Annotated in this window: 18 protein-coding genes; 7 read left to right on the top strand and 11 right to left on the bottom strand. The window is 72.4% G+C overall.

What is annotated here, in order from left to right; genetic code table 11:
* Positions 1-13: 13 nt before the first annotated feature.
* Positions 14-997 carry a porphobilinogen synthase gene (hemB, locus tag ACZ6O5_RS05285; protein WP_465974542.1) on the top strand — a complete coding sequence of 328 codons (984 nt, stop codon included), beginning with the start codon at positions 14-16 and terminating at the stop codon, positions 995-997.
* Here hemB and ACZ6O5_RS05280 read toward each other — a convergent pair.
* Positions 991-1569, bottom strand: coding sequence for an NADPH-dependent FMN reductase (locus tag ACZ6O5_RS05280; protein WP_465974541.1), 579 nt, complete (start codon positions 1567-1569; stop codon positions 991-993). The genes hemB and ACZ6O5_RS05280 overlap by 7 nt on opposite strands.
* 63 nt (positions 1570-1632) lie before the next feature.
* Here ACZ6O5_RS05280 and ACZ6O5_RS05275 point away from each other — a divergent pair, with 63 nt between their 5' ends.
* Together ACZ6O5_RS05275 and ACZ6O5_RS05270 are read left to right on the top strand one after the other, a co-directional pair.
* Positions 1633-1974 carry a MerR family transcriptional regulator gene (locus ACZ6O5_RS05275; protein ID WP_405094341.1) on the top strand — a complete coding sequence of 114 codons (342 nt, stop codon included), beginning with the start codon at positions 1633-1635 and terminating at the stop codon, positions 1972-1974.
* 510 nt (positions 1975-2484) lie between these two features.
* A complete protein-coding gene (locus ACZ6O5_RS05270) occupies positions 2485-3108 on the top strand; it encodes a helix-turn-helix domain-containing protein (RefSeq protein WP_465974540.1) in 624 nt (207 codons plus the stop codon).
* A gap of 23 nt (positions 3109-3131) precedes the next feature.
* Here ACZ6O5_RS05270 and ACZ6O5_RS05265 read toward each other — a convergent pair whose 3' ends face one another.
* From ACZ6O5_RS05265 to ACZ6O5_RS05255, 3 genes are all read right to left on the bottom strand, one after another.
* Positions 3132-6404, bottom strand: coding sequence for a lamin tail domain-containing protein (locus tag ACZ6O5_RS05265; RefSeq protein ID WP_465974539.1), 3273 nt, complete (start codon positions 6402-6404; stop codon positions 3132-3134).
* Positions 6405-6498: 94 nt separating this feature from the next.
* Positions 6499-7515, bottom strand: a complete 1017-nt coding sequence (locus ACZ6O5_RS05260; RefSeq protein WP_465975030.1) for a GNAT family N-acetyltransferase — start codon at positions 7513-7515, stop codon at positions 6499-6501.
* Between the two features lie 72 nt (positions 7516-7587).
* Positions 7588-8982, bottom strand: a complete 1395-nt coding sequence (locus tag ACZ6O5_RS05255; protein WP_465974538.1) for a lysozyme family protein — start codon at positions 8980-8982, stop codon at positions 7588-7590.
* 38 nt (positions 8983-9020) lie between these two features.
* Between ACZ6O5_RS05255 and ACZ6O5_RS05250 the strand changes: the two genes are divergently transcribed.
* Entirely contained in the window at positions 9021-9242 is a 222-nt protein-coding gene (locus tag ACZ6O5_RS05250) for an FmdB family zinc ribbon protein (protein WP_465974537.1), read from the top strand.
* 125 nt (positions 9243-9367) lie between these two features.
* Entirely contained in the window at positions 9368-12178 is a 2811-nt protein-coding gene (locus ACZ6O5_RS05245) for an ATP-binding protein (protein WP_465974536.1), read from the top strand.
* Positions 12179-12344: 166 nt separating this feature from the next.
* Here ACZ6O5_RS05245 and ACZ6O5_RS05240 read toward each other — a convergent pair whose 3' ends face one another.
* Together ACZ6O5_RS05240 and ACZ6O5_RS05235 are read right to left on the bottom strand one after the other, a co-directional pair.
* Entirely contained in the window at positions 12345-12887 is a 543-nt protein-coding gene (locus ACZ6O5_RS05240; RefSeq protein WP_465974535.1) for a phospholipase, read from the bottom strand.
* A gap of 163 nt (positions 12888-13050) precedes the next feature.
* Positions 13051-14709, bottom strand: coding sequence for a glycoside hydrolase family 10-like protein (locus ACZ6O5_RS05235; protein ID WP_465974534.1), 1659 nt, complete (start codon positions 14707-14709; stop codon positions 13051-13053).
* Positions 14710-15005: 296 nt separating this feature from the next.
* On the opposite strand from ACZ6O5_RS05235, the gene ACZ6O5_RS05230 reads away from it, so the two are divergent.
* Complete coding sequence (locus ACZ6O5_RS05230; protein WP_425791622.1) at positions 15006-16502, top strand: APC family permease; 1497 nt, start codon at positions 15006-15008, stop codon at positions 16500-16502.
* A gap of 89 nt (positions 16503-16591) precedes the next feature.
* Here the strand turns inward: ACZ6O5_RS05230 and ACZ6O5_RS05225 are convergent, their stop codons facing one another.
* Genes ACZ6O5_RS05225 through arfA form a run of 5 tightly spaced genes read right to left on the bottom strand, consistent with a single transcriptional unit; the run spans position 16592 to position 22299 of the window.
* Positions 16592-17614: a glycoside hydrolase family 43 protein gene (locus ACZ6O5_RS05225; protein ID WP_465974533.1), complete on the bottom strand. Its 1023-nt coding sequence runs from the start codon at positions 17612-17614 to the stop codon at positions 16592-16594.
* Positions 17611-18435, bottom strand: a complete 825-nt coding sequence (locus tag ACZ6O5_RS05220; RefSeq protein ID WP_465974532.1) for a carbohydrate ABC transporter permease — start codon at positions 18433-18435, stop codon at positions 17611-17613. The genes ACZ6O5_RS05225 and ACZ6O5_RS05220 overlap by 4 nt, the downstream gene beginning before the upstream one ends.
* A gap of 10 nt (positions 18436-18445) precedes the next feature.
* The gene (locus tag ACZ6O5_RS05215; protein ID WP_465974531.1) at positions 18446-19408 is read right to left on the bottom strand and encodes a carbohydrate ABC transporter permease; all 963 of its coding nucleotides are present in this window, start codon (positions 19406-19408) and stop codon (positions 18446-18448) included.
* Between the two features lie 6 nt (positions 19409-19414).
* Complete coding sequence (locus tag ACZ6O5_RS05210; protein ID WP_465974530.1) at positions 19415-20749, bottom strand: ABC transporter substrate-binding protein; 1335 nt, start codon at positions 20747-20749, stop codon at positions 19415-19417.
* Positions 20750-20787: 38 nt separating this feature from the next.
* Positions 20788-22299 carry an arabinosylfuranosidase ArfA gene (gene arfA / locus ACZ6O5_RS05205; protein WP_465974529.1) on the bottom strand — a complete coding sequence of 504 codons (1512 nt, stop codon included), beginning with the start codon at positions 22297-22299 and terminating at the stop codon, positions 20788-20790.
* Between the two features lie 151 nt (positions 22300-22450).
* On the opposite strand from arfA, the gene ACZ6O5_RS05200 reads away from it, so the two are divergent.
* Positions 22451-23452 (top strand): LacI family DNA-binding transcriptional regulator, encoded by a 1002-nt coding sequence (locus tag ACZ6O5_RS05200; RefSeq protein ID WP_465974528.1) that lies wholly within the window; start codon positions 22451-22453, stop codon positions 23450-23452.
* Positions 23453-23547 lie beyond the last annotated feature (95 nt).

Raw genomic sequence — 23547 nt, 5'->3', positions numbered from 1 at the left:
AGGAGGCACCCCCATGCCGTACCCCGAGATCCGGCCCCGCCGGCTGCGCCGCAACGCGGCCGTGCGGCGGCTGGTCGCCGAGACCCGCGTCGCCCCGGCCGAGCTGGTCGTGCCGATGTTCGTCAAGGAGGGGCTGACCGAGCCACGGGCCGTCGCGTCGCTGCCGGGGGTGCTCCAGCACTCCCGGGACTCGCTGCGCAAGGCGGCGGTCGAGGCGGTCCAGGCCGGGGTCGGCGGGATCATGCTGTTCGGGGTGCCGGCGACGCGGGACGAGACCGGCTCCGGCGGCCTCGACCCGGGCGGCATCCTCAACGTGGCCATCCGGGACGTGATCGCCGAGGTCGGTGACTCGACGGTGGTGATGGGCGACCTCTGCCTGGACGAGTTCACCTCGCACGGGCACTGCGGCCTGCTCACTCCGGACGGCGGCGTGGACAACGACGCCACGCTTGCCGCGTACGCCGAGATGGCGGTCGCCCAGGCCAACGCCGGGGTCCACGTGGTCGGGCCGTCCGGGATGATGGACGGGCAGGTCGGCGCGGTCCGCCGGGCCCTGGACGCCGCCGGGCACCAGGACGTCTCGGTGCTCGCGTACGCCGCCAAGTACGCCTCCGCCTTCTTCGGCCCGTTCCGGGACGCGGTGGAGTCGGCGCTGGACGGCGACCGGTGCACCTACCAGCAGGACCCGGCGAACCTGCGGGAGTCGCTGCGCGAGGTCGAGCTGGACGTCGCCGAGGGCGCCGACATGGTGATGGTCAAGCCGGCGTTGCCCTACCTCGACGTGGTGTCGGCGGTCCGCGCCGTGGTGGACGTCCCGGTCGCCGCCTACCAGGTCTCCGGGGAGTACGCGACTGTCGAGGCCGCCGCCGCCAACGGCTGGATCGACCGGGAGCGGACGATGCTGGAGACGCTCACCTCGATCCGCCGGGCCGGCGCGCAGATCATCCTCACCTACTGGGCGGTCGAGGCGGCCCAGCTCCTCCGCGAGCGCTACTGACCGTACGGCCGGCGCTTGCGGGCGGCGCGCAGCGCCTCGCCCCACCAACCCACCTCGTCGAGCGTCCCGTCGGCGGCCCGCCCCAGCGGACCGTCGTCGACCAGCCGGCCCTGCTGGTCGAGGCGGTCCCACGGTGCGGTGAGCACCACGCCGGTGCGGGTGGTGGTGGCGTGCAGTTCGGCGAAGACCAGCCGGAGCTGCTCGACCGCGCGGATCCCGCCCGAGCCGGCGCCGTACGAGACGAACCCGACCGGCTTGGCCACCCACTCCCGGTGATGCCAGTCAATGGCGTTCTTCAGGGCCGCCGGGAAACTGTGGTTGTACTCCGGCGTGACCACGACGAAGGCGTCGGCGGCGTCGAGGCGACCGGCGATCGGGCTGGCCGGGTTGCCGCCGGGCGGCGTGTCAGCCAGCGGGAGCGGCACCTCGGCGAGATCGATCAGGTCGGTCCGGAAGCCGCCGCGACGGTCGGCGTGGTCGACGAACCAGTCGGCGATCAACCGACCCATCCGGGGCCGGCGGACGCTGGCGACGAGCACGGCAAGGGTGAGCGGCGGTTCTTGCGTCGTCATGCGAGGGACGCTAAGACTTGAACAAATATTGAAGTCAAGCCGTTCCGGGGGAGTGTCGTGGGCATGCTGACGGTGGGCGAGGTGGCGCGGGAGGCCGGGGCCAGTGGCTCCGCGATCCGTTTCTACGAGCGGCAGGGCCTGATCGCGGCCAGCCGGACCAGCGGCAACCAGCGCCGGTTCGGTCCCGATGCGGCGTGCCGGGTACGGGTGGCCCGGGTGGCGCAGCGGATCGGCCTCAGCGTCGGTGAGATCCGGGACCTGCTCGCGGCGCTGCCGCCCGAGCCGGACCTCGCCGACTGGCAGCGGCTGCACGACGGGCTCACCGCCGAGGCTGAGCGGCGCATCGCCGAGCTGCACGCCGCGCTCGACGACATCCGCTCCGGCCGCCGGCTCTGCGACCTGTGAGCTGCTGCATTCCTCCCCGCCTCCCGGGCCCCCGTCCCGCGCCTCGCGCCCGCTCCGGCTTGGGTGCCGGGCCGCCCGCGTGCTGGCCCATGCCGGATGCGGTGTCCGCTCCGCTCGCTGTGCTCAGGGATGTTCGAGAACTCCCCGATTACGCAGCGTAGATTTCCCGCCGTCGTATGTCCTTCCGTCACGTCGCCTTTGCTCTGCAGCCATGGAGGCATCGGACACTTTCTGTTACTGCTGCCTCCACGGTTGCAGAGCAAAGGCGATGGCAGCCCTATCTTCGGCCGGCGGCAGTGGCGGGCTTTCGTCCGCTTTGGGTGCTTAACGGCTCCGAGGGCTCGGTGGCTCAAGCATTTTGCCGTAACTCACCGTTATTTTTACTCTCCGTGTTTGTTGAGTGCGCAACTCACCAAGGCTGCGAAGCGGCTGTCAACGCCGGCTGGCGGGTTTTCCACAGCGGGGAGGGCGGGGGTTGCCGGGATCCCGAGGAGGCGCGACCGTGGCGGGGTGACCGAAACCGGCGACGGCCCACCCGAGATGGCCACCACGCCCGGCGCGGAGGAAGCAGCCACGGTGCCCGCCGAAGGCCACGCGCCGGAGGAAGGCCCGCCGGCGCTACTCACCGAGCCGTTCGACGTCCCGTTCCCGGCGGCGGGAATCGTTCGCGCGGTCCGCCGTCGCGCCGACGCCAGCCAACGTGAGCTGGCCCGGTACGCCCGGGTGCACCCGACCACCGTCGGGCGGATCGAGGCCGGCACGCTCGTGCCCAGCGTCGCCATGTTGTCGCGCCTCCTCGGCGTCGCCGGCTTCCGGCTGGTCGTCGTCGACGAGGCCGGCACGGTGCTCAAGCCGATGCGGGACCGGGCCGACCTGCGCGACGGTGCCGAGCGCCGATACCCGTCCCACCTCGACGTGGTCACCGACCCGGAGCCGGGGGAGTGGTGGGCCGACATCTACGGGCTGGCCCGGCCGCCGGAGACGTTCTACCGGGACCGCGCCGTCCGGGACGCGCTGCGGCGGCGCAGCCAGTGGGAGGTGCGGGTGGCCAAGTACCGGAACGTGCCGCCCCCACCCGACCCGCAGCGACGCGGACACCGCAGCGGCCCGCCGCCCGGCTGGAGAGCCGGATGACGGGCCGCCGCGCGGAACACCGCTCAGTCGTCGTTCAGGATCGTCCCGACGCCGGACGGGTCGGTGAGCCGGAGCCCCGGCACGCCGGCCACGTACAGCGTGAGCTGCTCATTCGCCTCGCGCTTGCGGTCGCCGCGCACGGTGACCGGGAAGGCGAGCGAGGTGCGGCCGGCGGCCAGCACCCGGCATCCGACGTACGGGTCGTAGTCCGTGCCCGCCTGGGCCGTGCTGCCGTAGGTGGCCGCGCAGAGCAGCGCCGGCTCGGAGAGCGGACGGGACACGGTGACGGTGAACGTCATCGTCGTGGTGCCCTTGTCGCCCTCGGTCACCGACGTGTCGGCCACCCGCAGCGCGGCGCGGGAGCGGAACCGGGCCACCGTCGGGTCGTGGTCGCTGGCGCCCCGGTCGCCCAGGTCCGCGGCCTCGGTGGGGTAGTCGGCGTTGATGTGCGCCGTCCGCACCTGCACCAGGTCGTCGTGCATCGGGTCGTTGACGAACATGTTGTCGAGCGTCTGCGCCTGCCCGCTGAACGTGTACGAGTACGCCGCCGCCGGGGCGTCCGCGACCAGGTCGTCCCAGAGGTTGTGCAGGCCGGCCTGGTAGAGCGGGGCGAGCTGGTCCGACGGGGTCGGGTTCTGCCCGGTCGCGATCGGGTCGTCCGGGCGCGGGAAGACGTTCAGGTCACCGCCGTAGACCACCCGGGCGTCCGGGTCGGTCGCCTCGACGGCCCGCACCAGCGCGGCCCCGTACGCGGCCTGCTCGCGGCGCTGCCCGACCCGGCTGTCCGGCCCGGAGGAGAAGTGGTTGGCGACCGCCCAGAGCGTGAAGCGCTCGCCCGAGCCGGGCGCGGCCCGCACGGTGAACCGGGCGAGCTGCGCCGCGCGAGTGTAGACATTGCTGCCGTCCACCCCGGTCGACCGGTCCACGTCGTCCGGCAGCACCGCGTTGAACGCCTTCGGGTTCTGCACGTCCGCGTTGGACGGCAGCGCCGCCGAGCGGTACTGCACGGTCGGCGCGGAACCCAGCAGCGGGTCGGTGGCGGTCGCCTGGGCCAGCGTCAGCCGGTCCGTGCGGTAGAGGAACGCCGAGGCGATGCCCCGGGCGTCCGCACCGGTCCGGTCGTACGCGGCGGCGTAGGCCGGGCCGCCCGCTGCCGCCACGGCCAGCGCCAACTCCTGCACCGTGTCCGGCGCGCCGTCGGCGTTGTTGGTGTCACCGCAGGCCAGGCTGCCGTCGACCACCGAACAGATGTCCTGGTCCTCGGCCTCCTGCACCAGGATCAGGTCCGGGCTGTGCAGCGAGTCGACGATCTGCCGGGCCTGCGTGGCCAGCTTGGCGGCGTACGCCTCGGGGCTGGCCGGCACGTAGTCGAACGGCGGGCTGACCCCGGGGCATCCGCTGTTGCCGGCGAAGTCGCAGCCGTCGAACGGGTCGTCCCGGTAGTCGTACAGGTTCTCCACGTTGTAGGTGGCGACCGCGACCTCGCCGTTGCGGTCCGCCGGCCGCGGCGGGTTGTTCTCCGCCGGGTCCGCGCCACCGGTCAGCGTGAGCTGCTCGGGCTGCACGCTGTACTTGCTGAACGCGTACGAGACGGAGCCGAAGGCGTCCTCGGTCAGCGTGTCGAACGTGCGCGCCTCGGGCAGCAGCGCGCCGGAGTCACCGGCGGTCGCCTTCACGCCGCCGGCGCCCAGCAGGATGCGCTGGTTGTTGCCGTTGTCGAAGAGCGTGCCCGGGATGTCGTCAAGCGGGTGCGCGTCCCGGAACACCCGGCGGGCGTACGGGTCGGACCGCTTCATGATTGGATCCTCGCGGTCCAGCACGTAGATCTCGGAGTCCGCGGTGGAGGAGTAGATGTGCCGGGGCGCGGAGACGCCGCTGCCGGCGCGGACCCGCACCCGCTCGCCCTCGTGCCGCTCCCAGAACAGGTCGGCGGCGTCCGCCTCGGCCGGCGGGACCGCGTCGACCACCCGGACCGCGGTGTCCACGTCGAGCCCGGAGTCGAGCTTGCGGACCAGCGAGGCACCGGAGAGCTGGGTCTGGTTGAAGTATTCGGAGACCCGGCCGCGCAGCACCACCTCGTCACCGACCGTCGGGGCGTAGCCGCCGATCAGCGTGGTGAACGAGCCCATGAAGACGAAGATGCCGTCCGAGGTGAGCGGGTCGCCGTCCTCGCTGCCGAGCCGGCTCTGGAGGTAGAAGCCCCACTGGTCGGCCCCGGCCGAGGTGCGGGTCAGCGACTTGCCGGTGATCACGCCGCGCACGTCGTACAGCGTCGTGCTGGTGCCGTTGCCGGTGGCCGGCGCGAACGGCGACCGGTCGGTGCGACCGCTCTCGTCGTCGGCGGTGCGGCCCTGCACCTCGCCCACCGACAGCACGCTTGTCGCCTGCACGGTGAGCGTGCAGGTGGCGGTGCCGCCCTCGGCGTCCGTCGAGGTCACGGTGACCGTGTAGGCGCCGGCCGGCAGGCCGGTCGCGGTCAGCGTGGCGCTGGCGGTGCCGCCGGTCGCGGTCGCCGGCGTGAACGCGGTACGGCTGATCGAGCCGCTCGCCGGCGACGGCACGACCGAGGTGACCGCCAGATCGGTGATCGTGTCGTCGACGTCGGTCGCGGTCACCTCGCGGGTGGCGGTGGCACCCGCCTCCAGGGTCAGCGCGCCGCCGCAGGTCAGCGTCGCCGGCCGGTCGACCGGGCCGCCGCCGTCGACGGTGTGGCTGCCCAGTCCGTCGAACGTGTCGGTGGCGTAGCCGGCCCACTGGGCGGCCGGGTCGAACGGGTCGGCCGGGTCGGTGTCGCCGGCGCTCACCGAGGGCAGTCGGCGCAGCGTGTTGTCGGCGGTGCTGGTGAGCCCACTGCCCCACTCGGTGCCCGGGTCCACGCCCACCTGGCCGATGGAGTCGACCACCGTCTCGCCCTTGCGCAGCACGATCGCGTCGTCGCCGTTGAACAGCGCGCCGCCGTACGTCTGGTCGGCCTGGGCGAGGATCGTCGGCGCGGCCGACGCGGCGGCGAAGACGAACACGTCCCCGGCGGCGACGGTGCCGGTCAGCGCCACGTTGGTCGAGGTGCTGGCGCCGTTGAAGAAGAGCTGGAGCTGGTAGCCGCCGGCGGCCAGGTCGACAGGCGCGCCGGTGCCGTTGAACAGCTCGACGGCCTTGTTGTTGGACGACCCCTCGACGTATTCGGAGATGAACAGGTCGGTGGGCGCGGCGCTGGCCGCGGGGGGTGCGATCCCGATGGCCGTGACGGACACGGCCGCGGTGGTCGCGAGCGCGGCTAAGGTGCGGCGCGGGCGCATGGAGCCTCCACGATGGGTGGGCGGGAACTAACGCACGTTAAGGGTCCTGGCGGGCCGGCGTCCATCCCCCGGGCAGCCGTTTGGTGAACAGGCGTCAGCGGTGGGGGTCCAGCCGGTGCACCAGCTCGGCGACGTCCACGCCGTACTCGCACCAGTCGCGGTCGGGTTGATAGCCCAGCTCCGCGTTGACCTTCAGCATCGACTCGTTGGCCTGCGCGTTCCAGGTCTGCACCTCGGTCAGCTCGGGCTCGGCCGAACGCAGCTCCAGCAGCATCCGCGCCTTGATGGCCCGGTCGATGCCGTAGCCGCGGTGGTCCCGGACCACGATGGTGTCGTACTGGTCGGCCCGGGTCGGGTGCTGCGCCGGCACCACCACCTCGGTCAGCCCGGCCACCTCTCCGGTCTGCTCGTGCAGCGCCAGCACGATGTACGGCTTCATGCCCCGTCGGTGCAGCGTGGCGAGGCTGTCGCGGAGCCGCTCCGGATCGTAGGAGCTGGGGCGCAGCTCGCCGTCGTCGGCGTCGCGCACCTCGGCCTTGGCCCGCGCGTACGGCTCGATCAGCTCGTCCGGCGGCCCGCCGGGGCAGAACTCGACGTGGTAGCCCGCGCCCACCTCGGCGGCCATCTCGGTCAGCGCCGGCCAGTCCACCGCGGCCAGGTCGAGCACGCTGCGGGTCTCGACGTACTCCCGGGTGAAACCGAGCGCCTCGTAGAACGCGACGGCCGGGGTGCCGCCGACCACCTCCACGCCGATCGACTGGAAGCCCTCGTCCCAGACCCGGCGGGCGGCCACCCGCACCAGCTCACGGCCGATCCCGGTGCGGCGCAGCGTCGGATGCACCAGCACCTCCAGCACGCCGATGCCGCCGAGCAGCAGCACGTGCACGTGCCCGACGATCGCACCGGGCGTGCCGTCCGGCGCCGGGTCGTCCTGGGCGACCCAGGAGATCCGCCGCTCGCCGGGCATCACCTCGGAGAGGTACTCCCGCAGGGAGTTCGCCTGCCAGGGCGGATCCTGGGGCAGATCCGCCACCAGGACCGCGTTCAGCGTGTCCAGCAGCGACGCGATCTCGGCGGACGACGCGGTCCGAGGGTCCCACTCGCGCACCATCACCCGTACAGCTTGCCGTCAACCGCAGCTAGACGGAAGGGTTGAGTCCGCGAATGTACGCGCGCCGTCACGTCACGTGCCGCTGCGTCGCCCGTACTCGTCGGCTTTGGTGAAGACGTCCTGCGCGTACCGGCGAACGTCGTTGTAGGAAAGGATGGCGCCCCACCAGTCACCGGGAATTGTCATGTTCCGGCCGCCCTTGCACAGGTATTCGCCGGCGGCGAGCGCCGCGTCGTCGATGTCGTGCGGGTTCTTCACCCCGTCGTTGTCGGCGTCCGCGCCGATCTCCTGCCAGGTGCTGGGAATGAACTGCATCGGGCCGAGCGCCCGGTCGAACTCCTTGTCGCCGTCGAGCAGACCCTGGTCGGTGTCGAGGATCCGGGAACGGCCGCCCTGCCCGTCGAGCCGCGCGCCGAGGATCTCCGGCACGGCCACCCCGTTCGCGCCCAGCTTGGCCTGGTTGGCCGAGCCGTGCCCGGACTCCACGAAGCCGATCGCGGCGAGCGTGGTCCAGCTCAGTTGGCAGCTGCGGTGGGTCTGCGCCAGCACCAGCTCGGCGTAGCCGTACGCCTGGAGCGCCACGGTCGGGATGTCGGTGGCGCGGCCGACCCGCTGCGCCCAACCGGCCAGCGCGTCGGCCGGGCGACCGCCCGGCAGGACCGGGTTGGCGGTCGGCCCGCCCGGCAGCGGCGTGCCGGTCGGCCCGACGGTGCCGGGCAGGCCGGTCGGGCCGGTGGGCGGCGGCGCCCCGGTCAGCCCCGGCGCTCCCCCGGTCTGCGGCACGCCGTAGACCGGGGGAGCGCCGGTGGCCTCGACCGCCACCGGCTCCGGCTTGCGGACGGCCGCCGGCACGAGCACCGCGCCGGCCGCGACGGCGGCCCCGACCAGGGCGAGCAGGAACAGCGCGGGCAACGCGGTGCGCCCGCTGGGCCGGCGTGACCAGTCCCGGGTGGCGCGGACCGCGCCCGCGGCGAGCTGCCCCGGCCGGACCGGGCCGGCGTGCGCGAACGGCATCCGCCGCCGCCGGCCGCCGGCCGCCGGCACGCCGGGCTCCGCTGTGGACGCGGCCCCGGTTGCCGGCGTGGCAACCGGATCGGACGTCGCCCCGGATGTGGAGTGCGCCCCGGTCGTGGACGTCGCCCCGGATGTGGAGTGCGCCCCCGACACGGACGTCGCCCCGGTCGTGGAGTTCGCCCCGGACGAGGGCGTCACCTCGGGGGCGGGCGCCGAGTCGGGGGCGGGCGTGGCGTTGGGGGCGGGCGTCGCGTCGGGCGCGGGCGCCGCCTCCGCCGCCCCGGCGGGCTTCCCGGTGGAATCCGCGGGCGGAGCTGGCTTCGCAGGTGGGGCGGGCTCGCCGCGCCGTGGGCCGGGAACCGGCCCGGCGCCGCCGTCGGGCGGCGCGGCGGGTCGCAGGGGCCGGACCGTCGCTCGCCGTTCGCCGTCCACCACCCGTTGAGTATCACCCATCCGTGCGACGACGTCAGGCCCGGCCGTACGCTGTACGCATGCCCCGGTACGAATTCCGTTGCCGCGCCTGCGGCGACACCTTCGAGGTCAACCGCCCGATGGCCGAGGCCGGCCGGCCCGCCACCTGCCCGCAGGGCCACGCCGACACGGTGAAGCTGCTCTCCACCGTGGCGTTCACCGGCCGGGGTGGCTCCGGCCCGGCCGGCGGGGCACCCGCGCCGGCCGGCGGAGGCTGCTGCGGCGGCGCCTGCGGCTGCTGATCCCCGTCGGGCGTTCTTCGCCGGTGGGAACTTTTGGTCGGAATCCGCCTACCCGTTCTCACGATGCGTGACGACGCGGTCATAGGGCAGCATGAACCCGACGTCAGCGGGGGGAGGTTCGACGCATGTCGCCACCGATCCACCTCCCCAGCGGGTGGGTGACCTTCGTGTTCACCGACATCGAGGGCTCGACCCGGATGGCCCGGATGCTCGGCCCGGTCTACCGTCCGGTGCTGCGGGAGCACCGCCGGCTGCTGCGCGACACGCTCGCCGGCACGGACGGGTCGGAGCTGCTGACCGAGGGCGACTCGTTCTTCCTCGCCTTCCCGGACGCGGCCGCCGCCGTGCGCGCCTGCCTGACCGCGCAACGCGCCCTCGCCAGCCACGACTGGCCCAACGCCGACGCCGTCCCCCGGGTCCGGATGGGCCTGCACACCGGCTACGCCGAACCCCGCGACGGTGAGTACGCCAGTCCGGAGGTGCACCGGGCGGCCCGGGTGGCCGCCGCCGCGCACGGCGGTCAGGTGCTCTGCTCGGCGGCCACCGCCCGGCACGCGGATCCGCTGCCGGACGGCGCGTCGCTGCTGGACCTCGGCCTGCACCGGCTGCGCGGGTTCGACGACCGGGAACGGCTGTTCCAGCTCGTCGCGCCCGGTCTGGAGCGGCGGTTCCCGCGTCCGCGTACCGCCGACGCGGCGGCGCACAACCTGCCCACCCAGGTCACCTCGTTCGTCGGCCGGCACTTCGAGCGGGCCGAGCTGGGGCGGCTGGTCGAGGCGTACCGGCTGGTGACCGTGCTCGGCGCGGGCGGCGCGGGCAAGACCCGGCTGGCCGTGGAGCTGGCCTCCGGGATCGTCGAGGACTACCCGGACGGCGTCTGGTTCGTCGACATCGCCGCGGTGACCGACCCGGGGCTGGTCGCGTTCGAGATCGCCGCCGTGCTCGGCCTCCGCCCGGAGCCGGGCCGGCCGATGGTCGACACCCTGGTCGAGTACGCCGCCCCCCGCCGGATGCTGGTGGTGCTGGACACCTGCGACGCCCAGCCGGCCGCGTCGGCCGAGGTGATCTCCCGGCTGCTGGCCGGCGGCCGGGGGGTGCGGGTGCTGGCGACCAGCCGGGAGTCGTTCGGCGTACCCGGTGAGGTGGTGTGGCGGATCCCGCCGCTGTCGGTCGACGAGGTGCCCGACGGCGGCGCGAGCGACGCGGTGGCCCTGCTGCTGGACCGGACCGCGGCGGCCCGGGGCGGCCGGCCGCCGGCAGCGACCGAGCAGGCCGACCTGCGCCGGGTGGTACGCCGGCTGGACGGGTTGCCGCTCGCCATCGAGCTGGCCGCGGCGCGGCTGCGGGTGCTCTCGGCCGGGCAGTTGGCCGAGCGGCTCGACGACATGCTGGGCACGCTGGACGCCGGCCGCGAGTCGGCGGAGCCGCCCCCGGTCGAGGCCGGTTGGAGCGGCAACCAGCAGGACACCGTGGATCTGGTGGCCGCCGCGACCGGGGCGGCCCCGCCGACGCCGGCGACCCGGGCGGTGCAGCGGTCGGCGAGCGAGCGGCACCTGACCATCCAGGCCACGGTGACCTGGTCGTACCGGACGCTGGGCGCGCGCTCGTCCCGGCTGCTGCGCTGGATGGCGGTCTTCGCCGGCCCGGTGGACCTGCCGACCGTGCAGTGGCTGCTGGACGAGGATCCGCTGGACCCGCTGTCGGTGCTGGTCGACAAGTCGATGGTGCTGGCCGAGCCGCACGCCTCGGGCAGCACCTACCGGATGCTGGACCCGATCCGGGCGTACGCGGCCCGCCGGCTGATCGAGACCGGTGAGGAGCAGAGCGCCCGGGACCGGCACGTCGCCTGGTGCCGGCACGCGCTGGACCGGGCGCACCTGGGTCCGGACGGCCGGCCGGTGACGCTCTCCCTGTACGCGCTGGACCCGCTGGCCGGGGAGCTGCGGGCCGCGTTGCGCTGGTGCGCCACCGGTGGCAGCGCCCGGTCGGGCCTGCACCTGGCCGGCGGGCTGGACCAGTGGTGGCGGGAGCGTGGGCTGGCCCGGGAGGGGCGACTCTGGCTGTTCCGGCTCTACGGCCGGATCGCCGAGACGGGCGAGGACATCCCGGAGGCCGAGCTGGCCGCCGCGTACCACATGCACTCGCTGCACGCCGGCGCGGACGGGGAGTTCGCCGAGGAGCTGCGCTACTCGCAGCGGGCCGAGGCGGCCGCCCGGCAGGCCGGTGACCTGGGCCTGCTGGCGCGGGTGCTGGCCGGCCGCGCCGCGCCGCTCGTGGACATGGGCCAGTTCGCCGAGGCGGAGCGGATCTGCCGCGAGGTGATCGACTGGGCGTACGCGCAGGACGTGGTCGGTGACGCGCTGCTCGCCGTCTACAACCTCGCCGAGCTGTTGTGGCGCCGGGGCGCGTGGGACGAGGCGGCCGAGGTGCTCGGCGCGGCGCGCCCGGTGGAGGCGACCCGCCCGGTGGAGCGGGGCCGCCGCTCGGTGGACATGCTGCTCGGCATGGTGGCGCTGGCCCGGGGGGATCTGGTCGCGGCGCACGAGCACCTGCTGGTGGCGTTGCGGTCCCGGATGAGTCACGGGTACCTGGGTCGGGCCTGCGACACGGTGAACGCGATCGCGGTGCGCTGCGCGCTGGCCGGGGACGCGGTGGCCGCGGCCCGGCTCTTCGGCGCGGCCCAGGCCACCCGGGCGAGCCTGCGCGCCACCCCGGGCATCTACGAGCCGTACTGGTTGGCCCGGCAGGCGGAGCTGCGCCGGACTCTGGGCGACGAGGCGTTCGACGCGGCGTACGGCGCGGGGGCGGGCCTGCGGTTGGACGAGGCGGCAGCGCTGGCGCTGCACATCGAGCATCCGGACCTGTCGGCCGACTCGCTCTGGTTCGGCCCGCCCACCCCCCGCCCGGCGGCCGAACCCCGCAGCACCACAGGCTGACCCCACTCCCACCCCGCCCCCACACCCGCCCCCCTGTCCGCAGATTCACGGAAAGAGTGGCTATTGCGGCCCGGATAGCCACTCTTTCCGTGAAAGCGTGCGCGCCCGGGGCGGGGTGGGGTGGGGCGCCCGGGGTGGGTGGGCGTGGGGTGGGTGGGTGGGTGGGTCAGGTGCGGGAGGCGGGGTGGCGTTCCGCGTCGGCCTTCATCTTCGCGGCGCGGTCGAGGTCGGCCTGCTGCACGGCGGCGAGCGAGCCGAACACGCTGACCGCCTGGTAGTAGGTCCAGGCGAGGCTGTAGCAGGCCGGCCGGACCACCGAGTTGTAGGTGGCGCAGACCCGCTTCAGGTCCGCGTAGAACGCGCTGTCCAGGCGGGACTTGTTGGCCGGGAAGATGCCCATGGCCTTGTGGTTGCGGTAGCCGAAGTCGTGCCGGTAGCAGGAGAGGTTGAAGCGGAAGCCGAGCGGGTTGTCCGGGCTGGACGAGCAGTAGTCGGTGGACCAGTCGAAGCCGTACCCGGTCCAGGGGGCCCGGTCGAGGCGGGCGCTGTTCCAGGCGTTGTAGCTGGTGGCGCTGGTCTGGGTCCAGGTGGACAGCACCGCGAGCTTCTGCTCGGTGCTCACCGCGGCGGTGGCCGGCGCGGCCAGGCCGAGCGTGGCGAGCAGCGTGATCAGGGCGGTGGCGAGTGTGGTGGCGAGGCGACGGGACATGGGTACCTCCGTCGGGACGGTGGGGCCGGGTTCTCCGGATGTGGAAGAGTGTCGATCAGTGGGATGACCTGTGGCGATGGCCGGGGGAACGGCTCGCTGACATCCGCCCGAACAGACGAATGCCCCCGGGTCGCGGTGGCGGTCCGGGGGCATTCGCGGCGGGTCAGCGGACGAAGCGCGGCGGGCTGGCCGGGCTCTCGTTCGCCAGGCGGTCCAGCGCGGTCACGTGGTAGGTGTAGCGCTTGCCGGCGACCGCCGTGGTGTCCACCCAGGACTGGACGTCACCGTCGGTGGCCCGGACGGTGCCGACCAGGTGGGACGCGTCGGCGAAGTCGCAGCGCCCGGCCAGGCCGAGGCCGTCGAACCGGTAGATCGCGTACGAGGTGGCGGTGCCGAGCGGGCCCTTGCCGTCGGCGGGCTGCCGCCAGCTCAGTCGTACCCCGTCCGCCTCCCGCTGGGCCCGGGTGACCACCGGGAACAGCAGCGGCTTGTGCGGCAGGTGCGTCATGGTGGGCACCAGCGCGGGGCGCGAGTAGTGCTCGGCCGCGTAGATGTCGGTGGCGCCGAGCCGGTTGGCCCGGACCTGCACCGCGGAGAAGTGCACGTTGCCGAGCACCTCCGGGTACGACCGGTTGAGCGTGAGGTGGTCGGACAGTTCGCGCGGGTTCATCCAGAACGACCCGTACGCCGGCTCGCCGCTCTTGTAGTCGGCCTGGCCGATGTAGAGCTGGACCTTGGTGCCGCGCACCTGCTCGGCCCACCACGGCACCAGCCGGGCGTAGTCGGCGGCCGGGTACTGGCCGATGTACCAGTAGAGCTGCGGCACGACGTAGTCGATCCACTCCTCCTTGATCCACTTACGGGTGTCGGCGGAGATGATGTCGTACGACTGCGAGCCGGTGGTGTCCGAGCCGTTCGGGTCGGCCGAGGCGTTGCGCCAGATCCCGAACGGGCTGGCCCCGAACTTCACCCACGGCTTGGCCGCCTTGATCTTGGTGTTCATCTCCTGCATCAGCAGGTTGATGTTGTCCCGCCGCCAGTCGGCCTTGTCCGTGAAGCCTCGGTTGTACTGCGCGAACGTGGCGTCGTCGGGCACCTGGTAGGTGCCGCTCGGGTAGGGGTAGAAGTAGTCGTCGAAGTGCACGCCGTCGACGTCGTACCGGTTGACCGCGTCCATCATCGCGGTCTGGACGAACTCGCGGACCGCCGGGATGCCGGGGTTGTAGTAGAGCCGGCTGCCGGCGACGCCGGCCGGCGGGTAGGCGAACACCCAGTCCGGGTGCGCCCGGGCCGGGCTGTCCGGGGCGAGCTGCGACAGGTCGGCGCCGGCGCCACCGGGGGCCGGCATGGAGACGCGGTACGGGTTGAACCAGGCGTGGAACTCCAGGTTCCGCTTGTGCGACTCGGCGACCAGGAAGGCCAGCGGGTCCCAACCCGGGTTCTTGCCGCGTACCCCGGTCAGGTATTCCGACCACGGCTCGTACGGCGACGGCCAGAACGCGTCGGCGGTCGGACGGACCTGGACCACGACGGCGTTGTGGTTGAGCTTCTGGGCCAGGTCGAGCCAGCCCAGGTATTCGGCCTTCTGCTTGGCGACCTGGTCCGGTGCGGTCCAGGAGTCCTTGCTGGGCCAGTCGATGTTCGTCACGGAGGCGATCCACATGGCCCGGAACTGCCGCTTGGGGGTGGCCGGGTTCGTGACGCAGTCGGTGGTGGAGTCAGTGGTCGTCTCGGCCGGCGCGGCCTGCGCCGGGGTGCCGGCGACCAGCGCGCCGAGCAGCGCCACGGACAGCGCGGCGGCTCTGAGCGGAGTTGCCTTCATGCGGTGCGGTCCCTTCGTCGGGTCCCGGGGGACGGGCGGCGCCGCCGCGGTCGGCAAGATTCGCCGTGCGACGTGCGTCACGAGTAGGAAACTTTCATCAATCCCGATCCGGCGCAAGACCCTGGACCGGATCGATGCCGGCCGTGCCGGAACGCGCCCCGGACGCGCCGGCCCACGCTGCCGCATCGTGACCATTCCGACACCTCACGTACGGGATTGGGGACCGGAACCGCTGGGTAGCTTGGCCGGTCACGGACCGCCGACCACGGTGGTCGCACCGTTGGGGGAGGTGATCCATGTCAGTCCTGCGGACCAAGCCGATCCAGGACGTCATCGCCCAGGGCGACGCCGACGGCGAAGACGGCAAGCCGGGGCTGCGCCGCCGGCTCGGGCCCGTCGACCTGATGGGCTTCGGCATCGGGATCGTGATCGGCACCGGGATCTTCACGCTGACCGGCGTGGAGGCGAAGAACAGCGCGGGCCCGGGCGTGGTGATCTCCTTCGGCATCGCCGGCCTGGTCGCGCTGCTCGCCGCGCTCTGCTACGCCGAGCTGGCCTCCAGCGTGCCGACCGCCGGCAGCGCCTACACCTACGCGTACGCGACCATGGGCGAGATCGTCGCCTGGATCATCGGCTGGGACCTGCTGCTGGAGTTCTCACTCGGCGCGGCGGTGGTGGCCCGGGGCTGGTCCGGCTACCTCACCGACCTGTTCGGCCTGCCCAGCGCCTGGTTCGCCGAGGAGGGCAGCATCGTCAACCTCGGCGCGATCGGCATCGTGCTGGTGCTCGGCGTGGTGGCCATCGTCGGCATCCGCGAGTCCGCCCGGGTCACCAACGTGCTGGTGCTGGTGAAGGTGGCGATCTGTGCCTTCGTCATCATCGCCGGCCTGTTCTTCGTGAAGGCGGCCAACCTCACCCCGTTCATCCCGTCCGCCGAGCCGGCCGGCGCCGGTGACGACGGCATCAAGCAGCCGGTGACCCAGCTCCTGTTCGGGCTGGAGCCGTCCGTGTTCGGCTTCGTCGGGGTGCTCACCGCCGCCGCGGTGGTGTTCTTCGCGTACACCGGCTTCGAGGCCGTGGCGAACCTGGGTGAGGAGACCCGCAAGCCCAAGCGCGACCTGCCGCTCGGTCTGCTCGGCACGCTTGTCATCTCCACCGCGCTGTACATCGGCGTCTCGCTGGTCGTGGTCGGCATGGTGAAGTACACCGAGATCGACGAGGGCGCGCCGATCGCGTCCGCGTTCCGGGCGGTCGGCGCCGGCTGGGCCGCGGTGCTCGTCTCCATCGCCGCCGTCGCCGGCCTGACCAGCGTCATCCTGGTCGACCTGGTGGCCATGGGCCGGATCGGCTTCGCCATCGCCCGCGACGGGCTCATCCCGCCGTCGATCGCCAAGGTGCACCCGCGCTGGGGCACCCCGTACCGGATCGCCGCGATCATGACGGTGGTGGTGGCGCTGCTCGCCGGCTTCCTGCCGCTCTCCGCGCTGGCCGACCTGGTCAGCATCGGCGCGCTCTGCGCGTTCATGCTGGTCGCGCTGGCGGTGCCGATCCTGCGCAAGCGGCGCCCCGACCTGGAGCGGCCGTTCAAGGTGCCGTTCTCGCCGGTGCTGCCGATCGTCACGGCGGTGGCCTGCCTCTACCTCAGCCTCAACCTGTCGGTGGAGACCTGGGTGCGGTTCCTGATCTGGATGGCGCTCGGCGCGATCATCTACTTCGGCTACGGGCACCGCAAGAATCGGCTGGCCCGCCGCGAGCACGCGGGGGACACCCCCGAGCCCGCCCCCACCCCCTGAGTCCGCAGTTGAAGGAGGGGCCCCCTCTTAACACTCGGTGTTAAGAGGGGGCCCCTCCTATACCGGAGGCGTTAAGAGGGGGCCCCTCCTTACCGGGTCACCTCGCGGAGGGGGCCGTGGACGGACGGTTTTCCGTTGGTCCAGAGCAGTTCGTTCAGCCAGATCTGGCGGCCCGGGTCGGTGGTGCCCTCCTGGCCCGGCGGCCACGCGTGGTAGAGCAGCCAGGTGCGGCCGTCCTGCTCGACGATCGAGGCGTGCCCCGGCCCGGTGGCCACGTCGTTGCTCTTCAGGATCGGGTTCTCCGGCGCCTTGACGCACGGGCCGGTCGGGCCCTCGCAGACCGCGTACCCCTCGGCGTAGACGTCCCTGTCGTAGGCGTTCGCGGCGAAGAACAGGAACAGCTTCCCGTCGTGCCGGTGGAAGAACGGCCCCTCGATCAGGGTGCCCTCCCACGGCTCGGTCTGCTTCAGCAGCTTCGTGGCCGGGCCGGTCAGCCGCAGCCCGTCCGGCGTCAGGCGCTGCGACCAGAGCCAGGTGTCCACCCCGATCGCGTTGCCGTCGTTCTTCCACAACAGCCAGAGACTGCCGTCGGTGTCCCGGAACGGGCTGGCGTCGATCGAGCCGCCCAACTCCGGCTGGCAGACCAGCGGCTTGTCGGAGTCGTCCAGGTACGGCCCGAGCGGCGTACCGGCCACCGCCCGACCCAGGCACTGCCGGCCGGAGGCGCGGTCGGCGACGGTGTAGTAGAGGACGAACCGGTCCGGGGCGAGCTGGATCGCCTCCGGCGCCCACGTCTTGCCGGCGTCCGCCCAGTCCGGCAGCTCCGGCAGCGCGTCACCGGCCGCGGTCCACTCGACCAGGTCGGGCGAGGTGAGCACCGGGACGTTCTGCCCACCGGCGTTGGTGTGGAACAGGTACCAGGTGTCGCCGACCTTGATCGCCTGCGGGTCGGGAGCGTCGGTCCGGACGACCGGGTTGGTGAACACTCGTGCGCCCTCCGGCGTACTCGATGGGGTGGATCCGCCGTCACAACCGGCGACGAGCAGCGCGACGAGCAGCGGCGCGGTGGCCAGGGCCACCGCGCCGCGCCGCCTGGTGAGTCGGCCGGTCATCCCTTCAGGCCGCTGCGGGAGACGCCCTGGATGACGTGACGCTGGGCGAACACGAACAGGATCAGCACCGGTACGCTCGCCAGCATCGCACCCGCCATGATCACCGGATAGTCGGTCACGTACGCGCCCTGGAGCAGGCCCAGGCCCGCCGGCAGGGTCAGCCGCTCGGGGCTGAACAACACGTACACCGGCCAGAGGAAGTCGTTCCAGTTGGTCAGGAACGACAACACCGCCAGCGTGGCCAGCGCCGGTTTCGACAGCGGCAGGAGTACCTGCCGGAAGACCTGCCACTGGTTCGCCCCGTCCAGCACCGCCGCCTCCTCCAGCTCGGCCGGGATGGAGAGGAAGAACTGGCGCAGGAAGAACACCCCGAACGCGCTCGCCGCGCCGGGCACGACCACCACGGTCAGCGTGTCGATCCAGCTCAGCTTCTCGGCGATGATGAAGTTCGGGATGATCAGCGAGGTGGGCGGCAGGAAGAGCGTGCCCACGATCAGCGCGAACAGCAGGCCGCGACCGCGGAACCGCATCCGGGCCAGCGCGTACGCGGCCATCGACGCGGTGACCAGCACCAGCAGCGTGTGCAGGGTGGCCGCCAGCATGCTGTTGAGGAACCAGCGCAGCACCGGGTTGGCGGTGTCGTTCAGGATCCGGTCGTAGCCGTAGGTGGAGAACGGGTTCGGCAGCCAGCTCGGCGGGACCTGCTGGGCGGCGTCGTACGTCTTCACCGACGTCAGCAGCATCCACACCACGGGGGTCACGAAGATCGCGGTGATCAGGAGCAGTACGGCGTAGCGCAGCACCGGGCGCAGTTTCGACATGGTCGACCCCTCAGTCTTCCCGGTAGCGGAACAGCCGGAAGTTGACGACGCTCACCACCGCCAGCATCAGCGCGAAGAACACGCTCATCGCGGCGGCCCGACCGGCGTCGTAGTCACGTAGGCCCTCGTCCACGATCCGCCAGACCACGGTCCGGGTCTGCTCGCCCGGCGCGCCCTGGGTGATCAGGAGCGCCTGCCCGAAGACGTTCGCCGAGGCGAGGATCGTGGTGGTGAAGACGAAGAGCATGACCGGGCGCAGGCCGGGGATCGTCACGTGGCGGAACCGGTCCCACCCGCCGGCGCCGTCGACCTTCGCCGCCTCGTACAGCTCCGGCGCGATGTCCTGGAGGCCGGCCAGGTAGATCACCGCGTTGAACCCGCAGGTCCACCACACCGTCACGCCGACCAGGGAAATCCAGGCCCACGGCACGTCGGTGACCCACGGCGTGTCCGAGGGAAGCCCGACCGCGCCGAGCACCCGGTTGACCAGGCCCAGGTTGGCGTCCAGCAGGAAGCGCCAGAGCAGGCCGATCACTGCCACGCCCAGCACGTACGGGGCGAAGAACGCGGCCCGGAAGAACGTGCGGCCGGGGAACGAGCGGTTGAGCAGCAGCGCCAGCCCCAGCGGGATCACCACCAGCAGCGGCACCGAGAACAGCGTGAAGATGCCGGTCGCCCGGACGCTGGACCACCAGTCCCCGTAGATGGCCGAGTCACTGGAGAACAGGTCCTGGTAGTTGTCGAGCCCGATGAACGGCCGGTTGGGCAACTGGAGGTCCCACTGGTGCAGACTGATCCAGACGCCGAACAGGATCGGCGCCAGTCCGAAGACACCGAACAGGACCAGGTACGGCGCGAGGAAGAGGTACGGCGTCGACCGGTTGCCGCGCTCCGTCGCGCGCCGGCGCCGGGTACGCCCCGCCGGGGGCGGCGCGCCGTTCCGCGCCGCCCCGACCTCGATCACGTCCGCCACGACGGATCAGTTCCCGTACTTCTTGCGGTTGTCCTCGAGCTGCTTGTTGGCCTTGGCCACGCCGTCGTCCAGCGCCTGCTTCGGCGACTTCTTGTTCAGCGCGGCCTCGTTGAAGGAGTTGTAGAACGTCAGGATGACCTCGCCGAGGCCCGGGGCGGCCGGCGGGAACGCCGCGTACTCCAGCTCCGGGGCGAGCGCGTTGACCTCGGTGAGCGCCTTGAACTCGGCGCTCTCCCGGACCGCCTTACGGGCCGGCACCTGGCCGCCCTTGGCCCAGTCCAGCGAGTGCTGGCTGAGCCAGTTGATGAAGACCTTGGCGGCGGAGACCTTGTTCTCGTTGGCCGAGCGCTGCTTGACGATGGTGAAGTTGTGCGAGTTCGCCCAGGCGGCCTGCTGGCTGCCGATCTGGGGCAGCGGTGCCACGCCCCACTGCACGTTCGGGCTCTTCTTCAGGTCGTTGATCTGCCAGATGCCGTTCCAGTTGAACGCGTTCTTGCCGCTCTTGAACGCCAGGTAGTCGGCGTCCTGGCCGACGTTGGCCGGCGAGTGGCCCTGCTTGATCAGGTCGACCAGCCAGGTGCACGCCTCGACCGCCGGGTCGGAGTTGAACGTCGCCTTGGCCACCTCGTCGTCGAAGAGCTTCCCGCCCCACTGGTGCAGCAGGCTGTAGAACGTCATGCCGCCGGTGAACTGGAACGGGCTGACCCAGAAGCCCTGCACGCCCGACTTCTTCAGCTCGGTCAGCGCGGCGGTGTACTCGTCCCGGGTGGCCGGCGGCTTCTCCGGGTCCAGGCCGGCCTTCTGCATGACCGCCTTGTTGTAGTAGAAGCCGAGCGGGTGCATGTCCAGCGGGATGCCGTACCGCTTCTCGTTGTAGAGCCCGCCCTTCCACACCGTGGGGGCGAAGTCACCCTCGCTGAGTTCCAGCGTCTTGGCCACGTCGTCCAGCTCGCTGATCGTGCCGCGGGCGGCGAACGTGGCGAGCTGGTCCATGTGCATGACCGCGATGTCCGGCCCGCTGCCGCTGGAGACCGCGCCGGGCAGCTTGCTGTAGTAGTCCGCCCACTCGTAGGTGACCACGCTGACCGCGATGTTCTGGTGCTCGCTGTTGAACTGCTGGACCAGCGTCTTGAAGATCTCGCCGTCGCCACCGGTGAAGCCGTTCCACAGTTTCAGGTCGACCTTGGGGCCGGTGTAGTCCTTGCCGCCGTTGCCGGCCGAGCCGGCGCGGTCGGGACTGCTGCTGCCGCCACCGCATCCGGCCAGGGTCAGCGAGGCCGCCGCGCCGAGGCCGACGCCGAGGCCGAGCAGGCGCCGCCGGCTCAACTCGTTCTGGATCATGGGAACTCCTTGGGGGACGGATGTGGAGTATGGGCCGGTCACTGCTGAGGTGTGAAGCGCAGCAGGTTCCAGGAGGTGGCGGGGAGCGCCACGGTGCAGCGGCCGCCGTCGAGGGTGGGGGTGGTGAGCTCCCGGGGCGTGACCCGCTCGGGATCCGCCTCGGTGTTCGTGGCGGCCGGGTCGCCCCCGGCCGCGAGCGTGGTGTGCGCCTCCCCGCGCAGCCCCGGCAGGCCGCGCAGGTCCAGGTCGAGCGGGAGGTCGTGCGGACCCCGGTTGACCGCGAAGACGGCCAGCTCGCCGGTCTCCTCGTCGTGCACGGCGACGGTGTCCAGCACCGGCACGTCGCCGTACCGCTTGGTCTCGTACGTCGGGCCGACCGGCTCGGTGCGCAGCACGGTGCCGCGCGCGTACCGGGCGGTCAGCGCGAACGGGTGGAAGATGCTCTGCCGCCAGGCCGGGCCGCCGGTCCGGGTGCGGATCGGGGCGATCACGTTGGCGAGCTGGGCCTGGCAGGCCACCCCGACCCGGTCGGCGTGCCGGAGCAGCGTGATCAGCAGGTCGCCGACCACCACCGCGTCGTCCGCGGTGTAGTCGTCCTCGATCAGCGCGGGTGCCTCCACCCAGCCGCGCCGGTCCAGGTCGGCCTGGAGGCGCGACTGGTACCAGACGTTCCACTCGTCGAAGGAGATCTTGAGCTTGCGCTTCTGCCGCAGCTTGGCGCCGACGTGGTCGGCGGTGGCGGTCACCTCGGTGATGAACGCGTCCATGTCGACGGCGGAGGCGAGGATGCTGGCCCGGTCCCCGTCCGAGGGGTCGTAGTAGGTGTGGGCGGAGATGTAGTCGACGTGCTCGTAGGTGTGCTCCAGCACGGTCGCCTCCCACCCGGCGAACGTGGGCATGCTCCGGTTGGAGCTGCCGCAGGCGACCAGGCTGATCGAGGGGTCGATCATCTTCATCGCGCGGGCGGTCTCGGCGGCCAGCCGGCCGTACTCGTCGGCGGTCTTGTGGCCGACCTGCCACGGGCCGTCCATCTCGTTGCCGAGGCACCACAGCCGCACCCCGTACGGCTGCTCGGCGCCGTGCTCACGGCGCAGGTCGGAGAGCTGGGTGCCGCCGGGGTGGTTGGCGTACTCCAGCAGGTCGCAGGCCTCGGCGACGCCGCGCGTGCCGAGGTTGACCGCCATCATCGGCTCGACGTCGGCCTCGGCGGCCCAGGTCATGAACTCGTTCAGCCCGAACGCATTGGTCTCGATCGTCTTCCAGGCCAGGTCGAGCCGGCGCGGCCGGTCACCGGCCGGGCCGACGCCGTCCTCCCAGCGGTAGCTGGAGACGAAGTTGCCGCCCGGGTAGCGGACCACCGAGACGCCCATCTCCCGGGTCAGGTCGAGCACGTCGCGACGGAAGCCGCGCGGGTCGGCGTCGGGGTGGCCCGGTTCGTAGACCCCGCCGTAGACGCACCGCCCCATGTGCTCGACGAAGGAGCCGAAGATCCGGCGGTCGGCCGGACCGACCCGGAACGCCGGGTCGACAGTGAGCTGCGCGTTCGGCACGGATGCCACCTTTCCGTCGGAGCTGTTCCCCGGTGACCGTGGTCACCGTGCCCCTGGTTTCTACAACGTTGTAACCCGCAATGTAAAGAGGTCGTTACGTCGTCGTGACGCGGTAGAGTGCGGCCGGAGCGCTCAGCGGGGAGGAATGTCAGTGCGGCACAGGCTCAAGGACGTGGCGGAGCGGGCCGGCGTGTCGGTGAAGACCGTCTCGAACGTCGTCAACGGCTACCAGCACGTGCGCGCCGACACCCGGGCCCGGGTCGAGGAGGCCATCGCCGAGCTGCACTACCGGCCCAACCTGTCGGCCCGCAACCTGCGCAAGGGGCGCACCGGCGTGATCGCGCTGGCCGTCCCGGAGCTCGACATCCCGTACTTCGCCGAACTGGCCCGGCACGTGGTCGTCGCCGCCGCCGAGCACGGCTGGACGGTGCTGATCGACCAGACCGGCGGTGGCCCGGAGCAGGAGCGCAAGGCCGCCAGCGGGATCGGCGACCACATGATCGACGGGCTGATCCTCAGCCCGCTCGCGCTCACCGCCGACGACCTCGCCAGCCTCGACGGCCTCCCTATGGTGCTGCTCGGCGAGCGTGTCGACCACGGCCCCGCCGACCACGTCATGATCGACAACGTGGCCGCCGCCCAGGAGATCACCGCGCACCTGGTCGGGCTCGGCCGCCGCCGGATCGCCGCCATCGGCTCCCAGCGCACCCCCGAGGGCGCCAGCGCCCGGCTGCGCCTGGCCGGCTACGCCACCGCGCTGGCCGAGGCCGGCATCGAGTACGACGACAGCCTGGTGGCGCCCGCGCCGGCCTGGCACCGCGCGGACGGCGCCGCCGCCATGCGTCACCTGCTCACCGCCGAGGTACGCCCCGACGCCGTCTTCTGCTTCAACGACACGCTCGCGCTCGGTGCGCTGCGCGCGTTGCACGAGGCGGGCCTGCGCGTGCCGGAGGACGTCGCGGTCGCCGGCTTCGACGACATCGAGGACGGCCGGTTCTCGATCCCCACGCTGAGCACGGTCGCCCCCGACAAGGAGCGCATCGCCCGCCTGGCGGTCGAACTGCTCGCCGGCCGTCTCACCACCGACCGCGACGCCCCGCCCCGCGAACTGGTCGCCCCGCACCGCCTGGCCCTCCGCGAATCCGCCCCCTGACCCGCCTCCCTCCCTCCCTCCCCCTTCTCTCCCCGGCGATCTTGCAGTTCGTGCCCCGACATTCGGGACATCTGCCCCACTTCAAGGGCCCGAAG

The sequence above is a fragment of the Micromonospora sp. NPDC049201 genome (assembly GCF_055586805.1).
The sequence above is the reverse complement of the archived record's forward strand: the minus strand, read 5'-3'. Positions and strand labels throughout refer to the sequence as shown.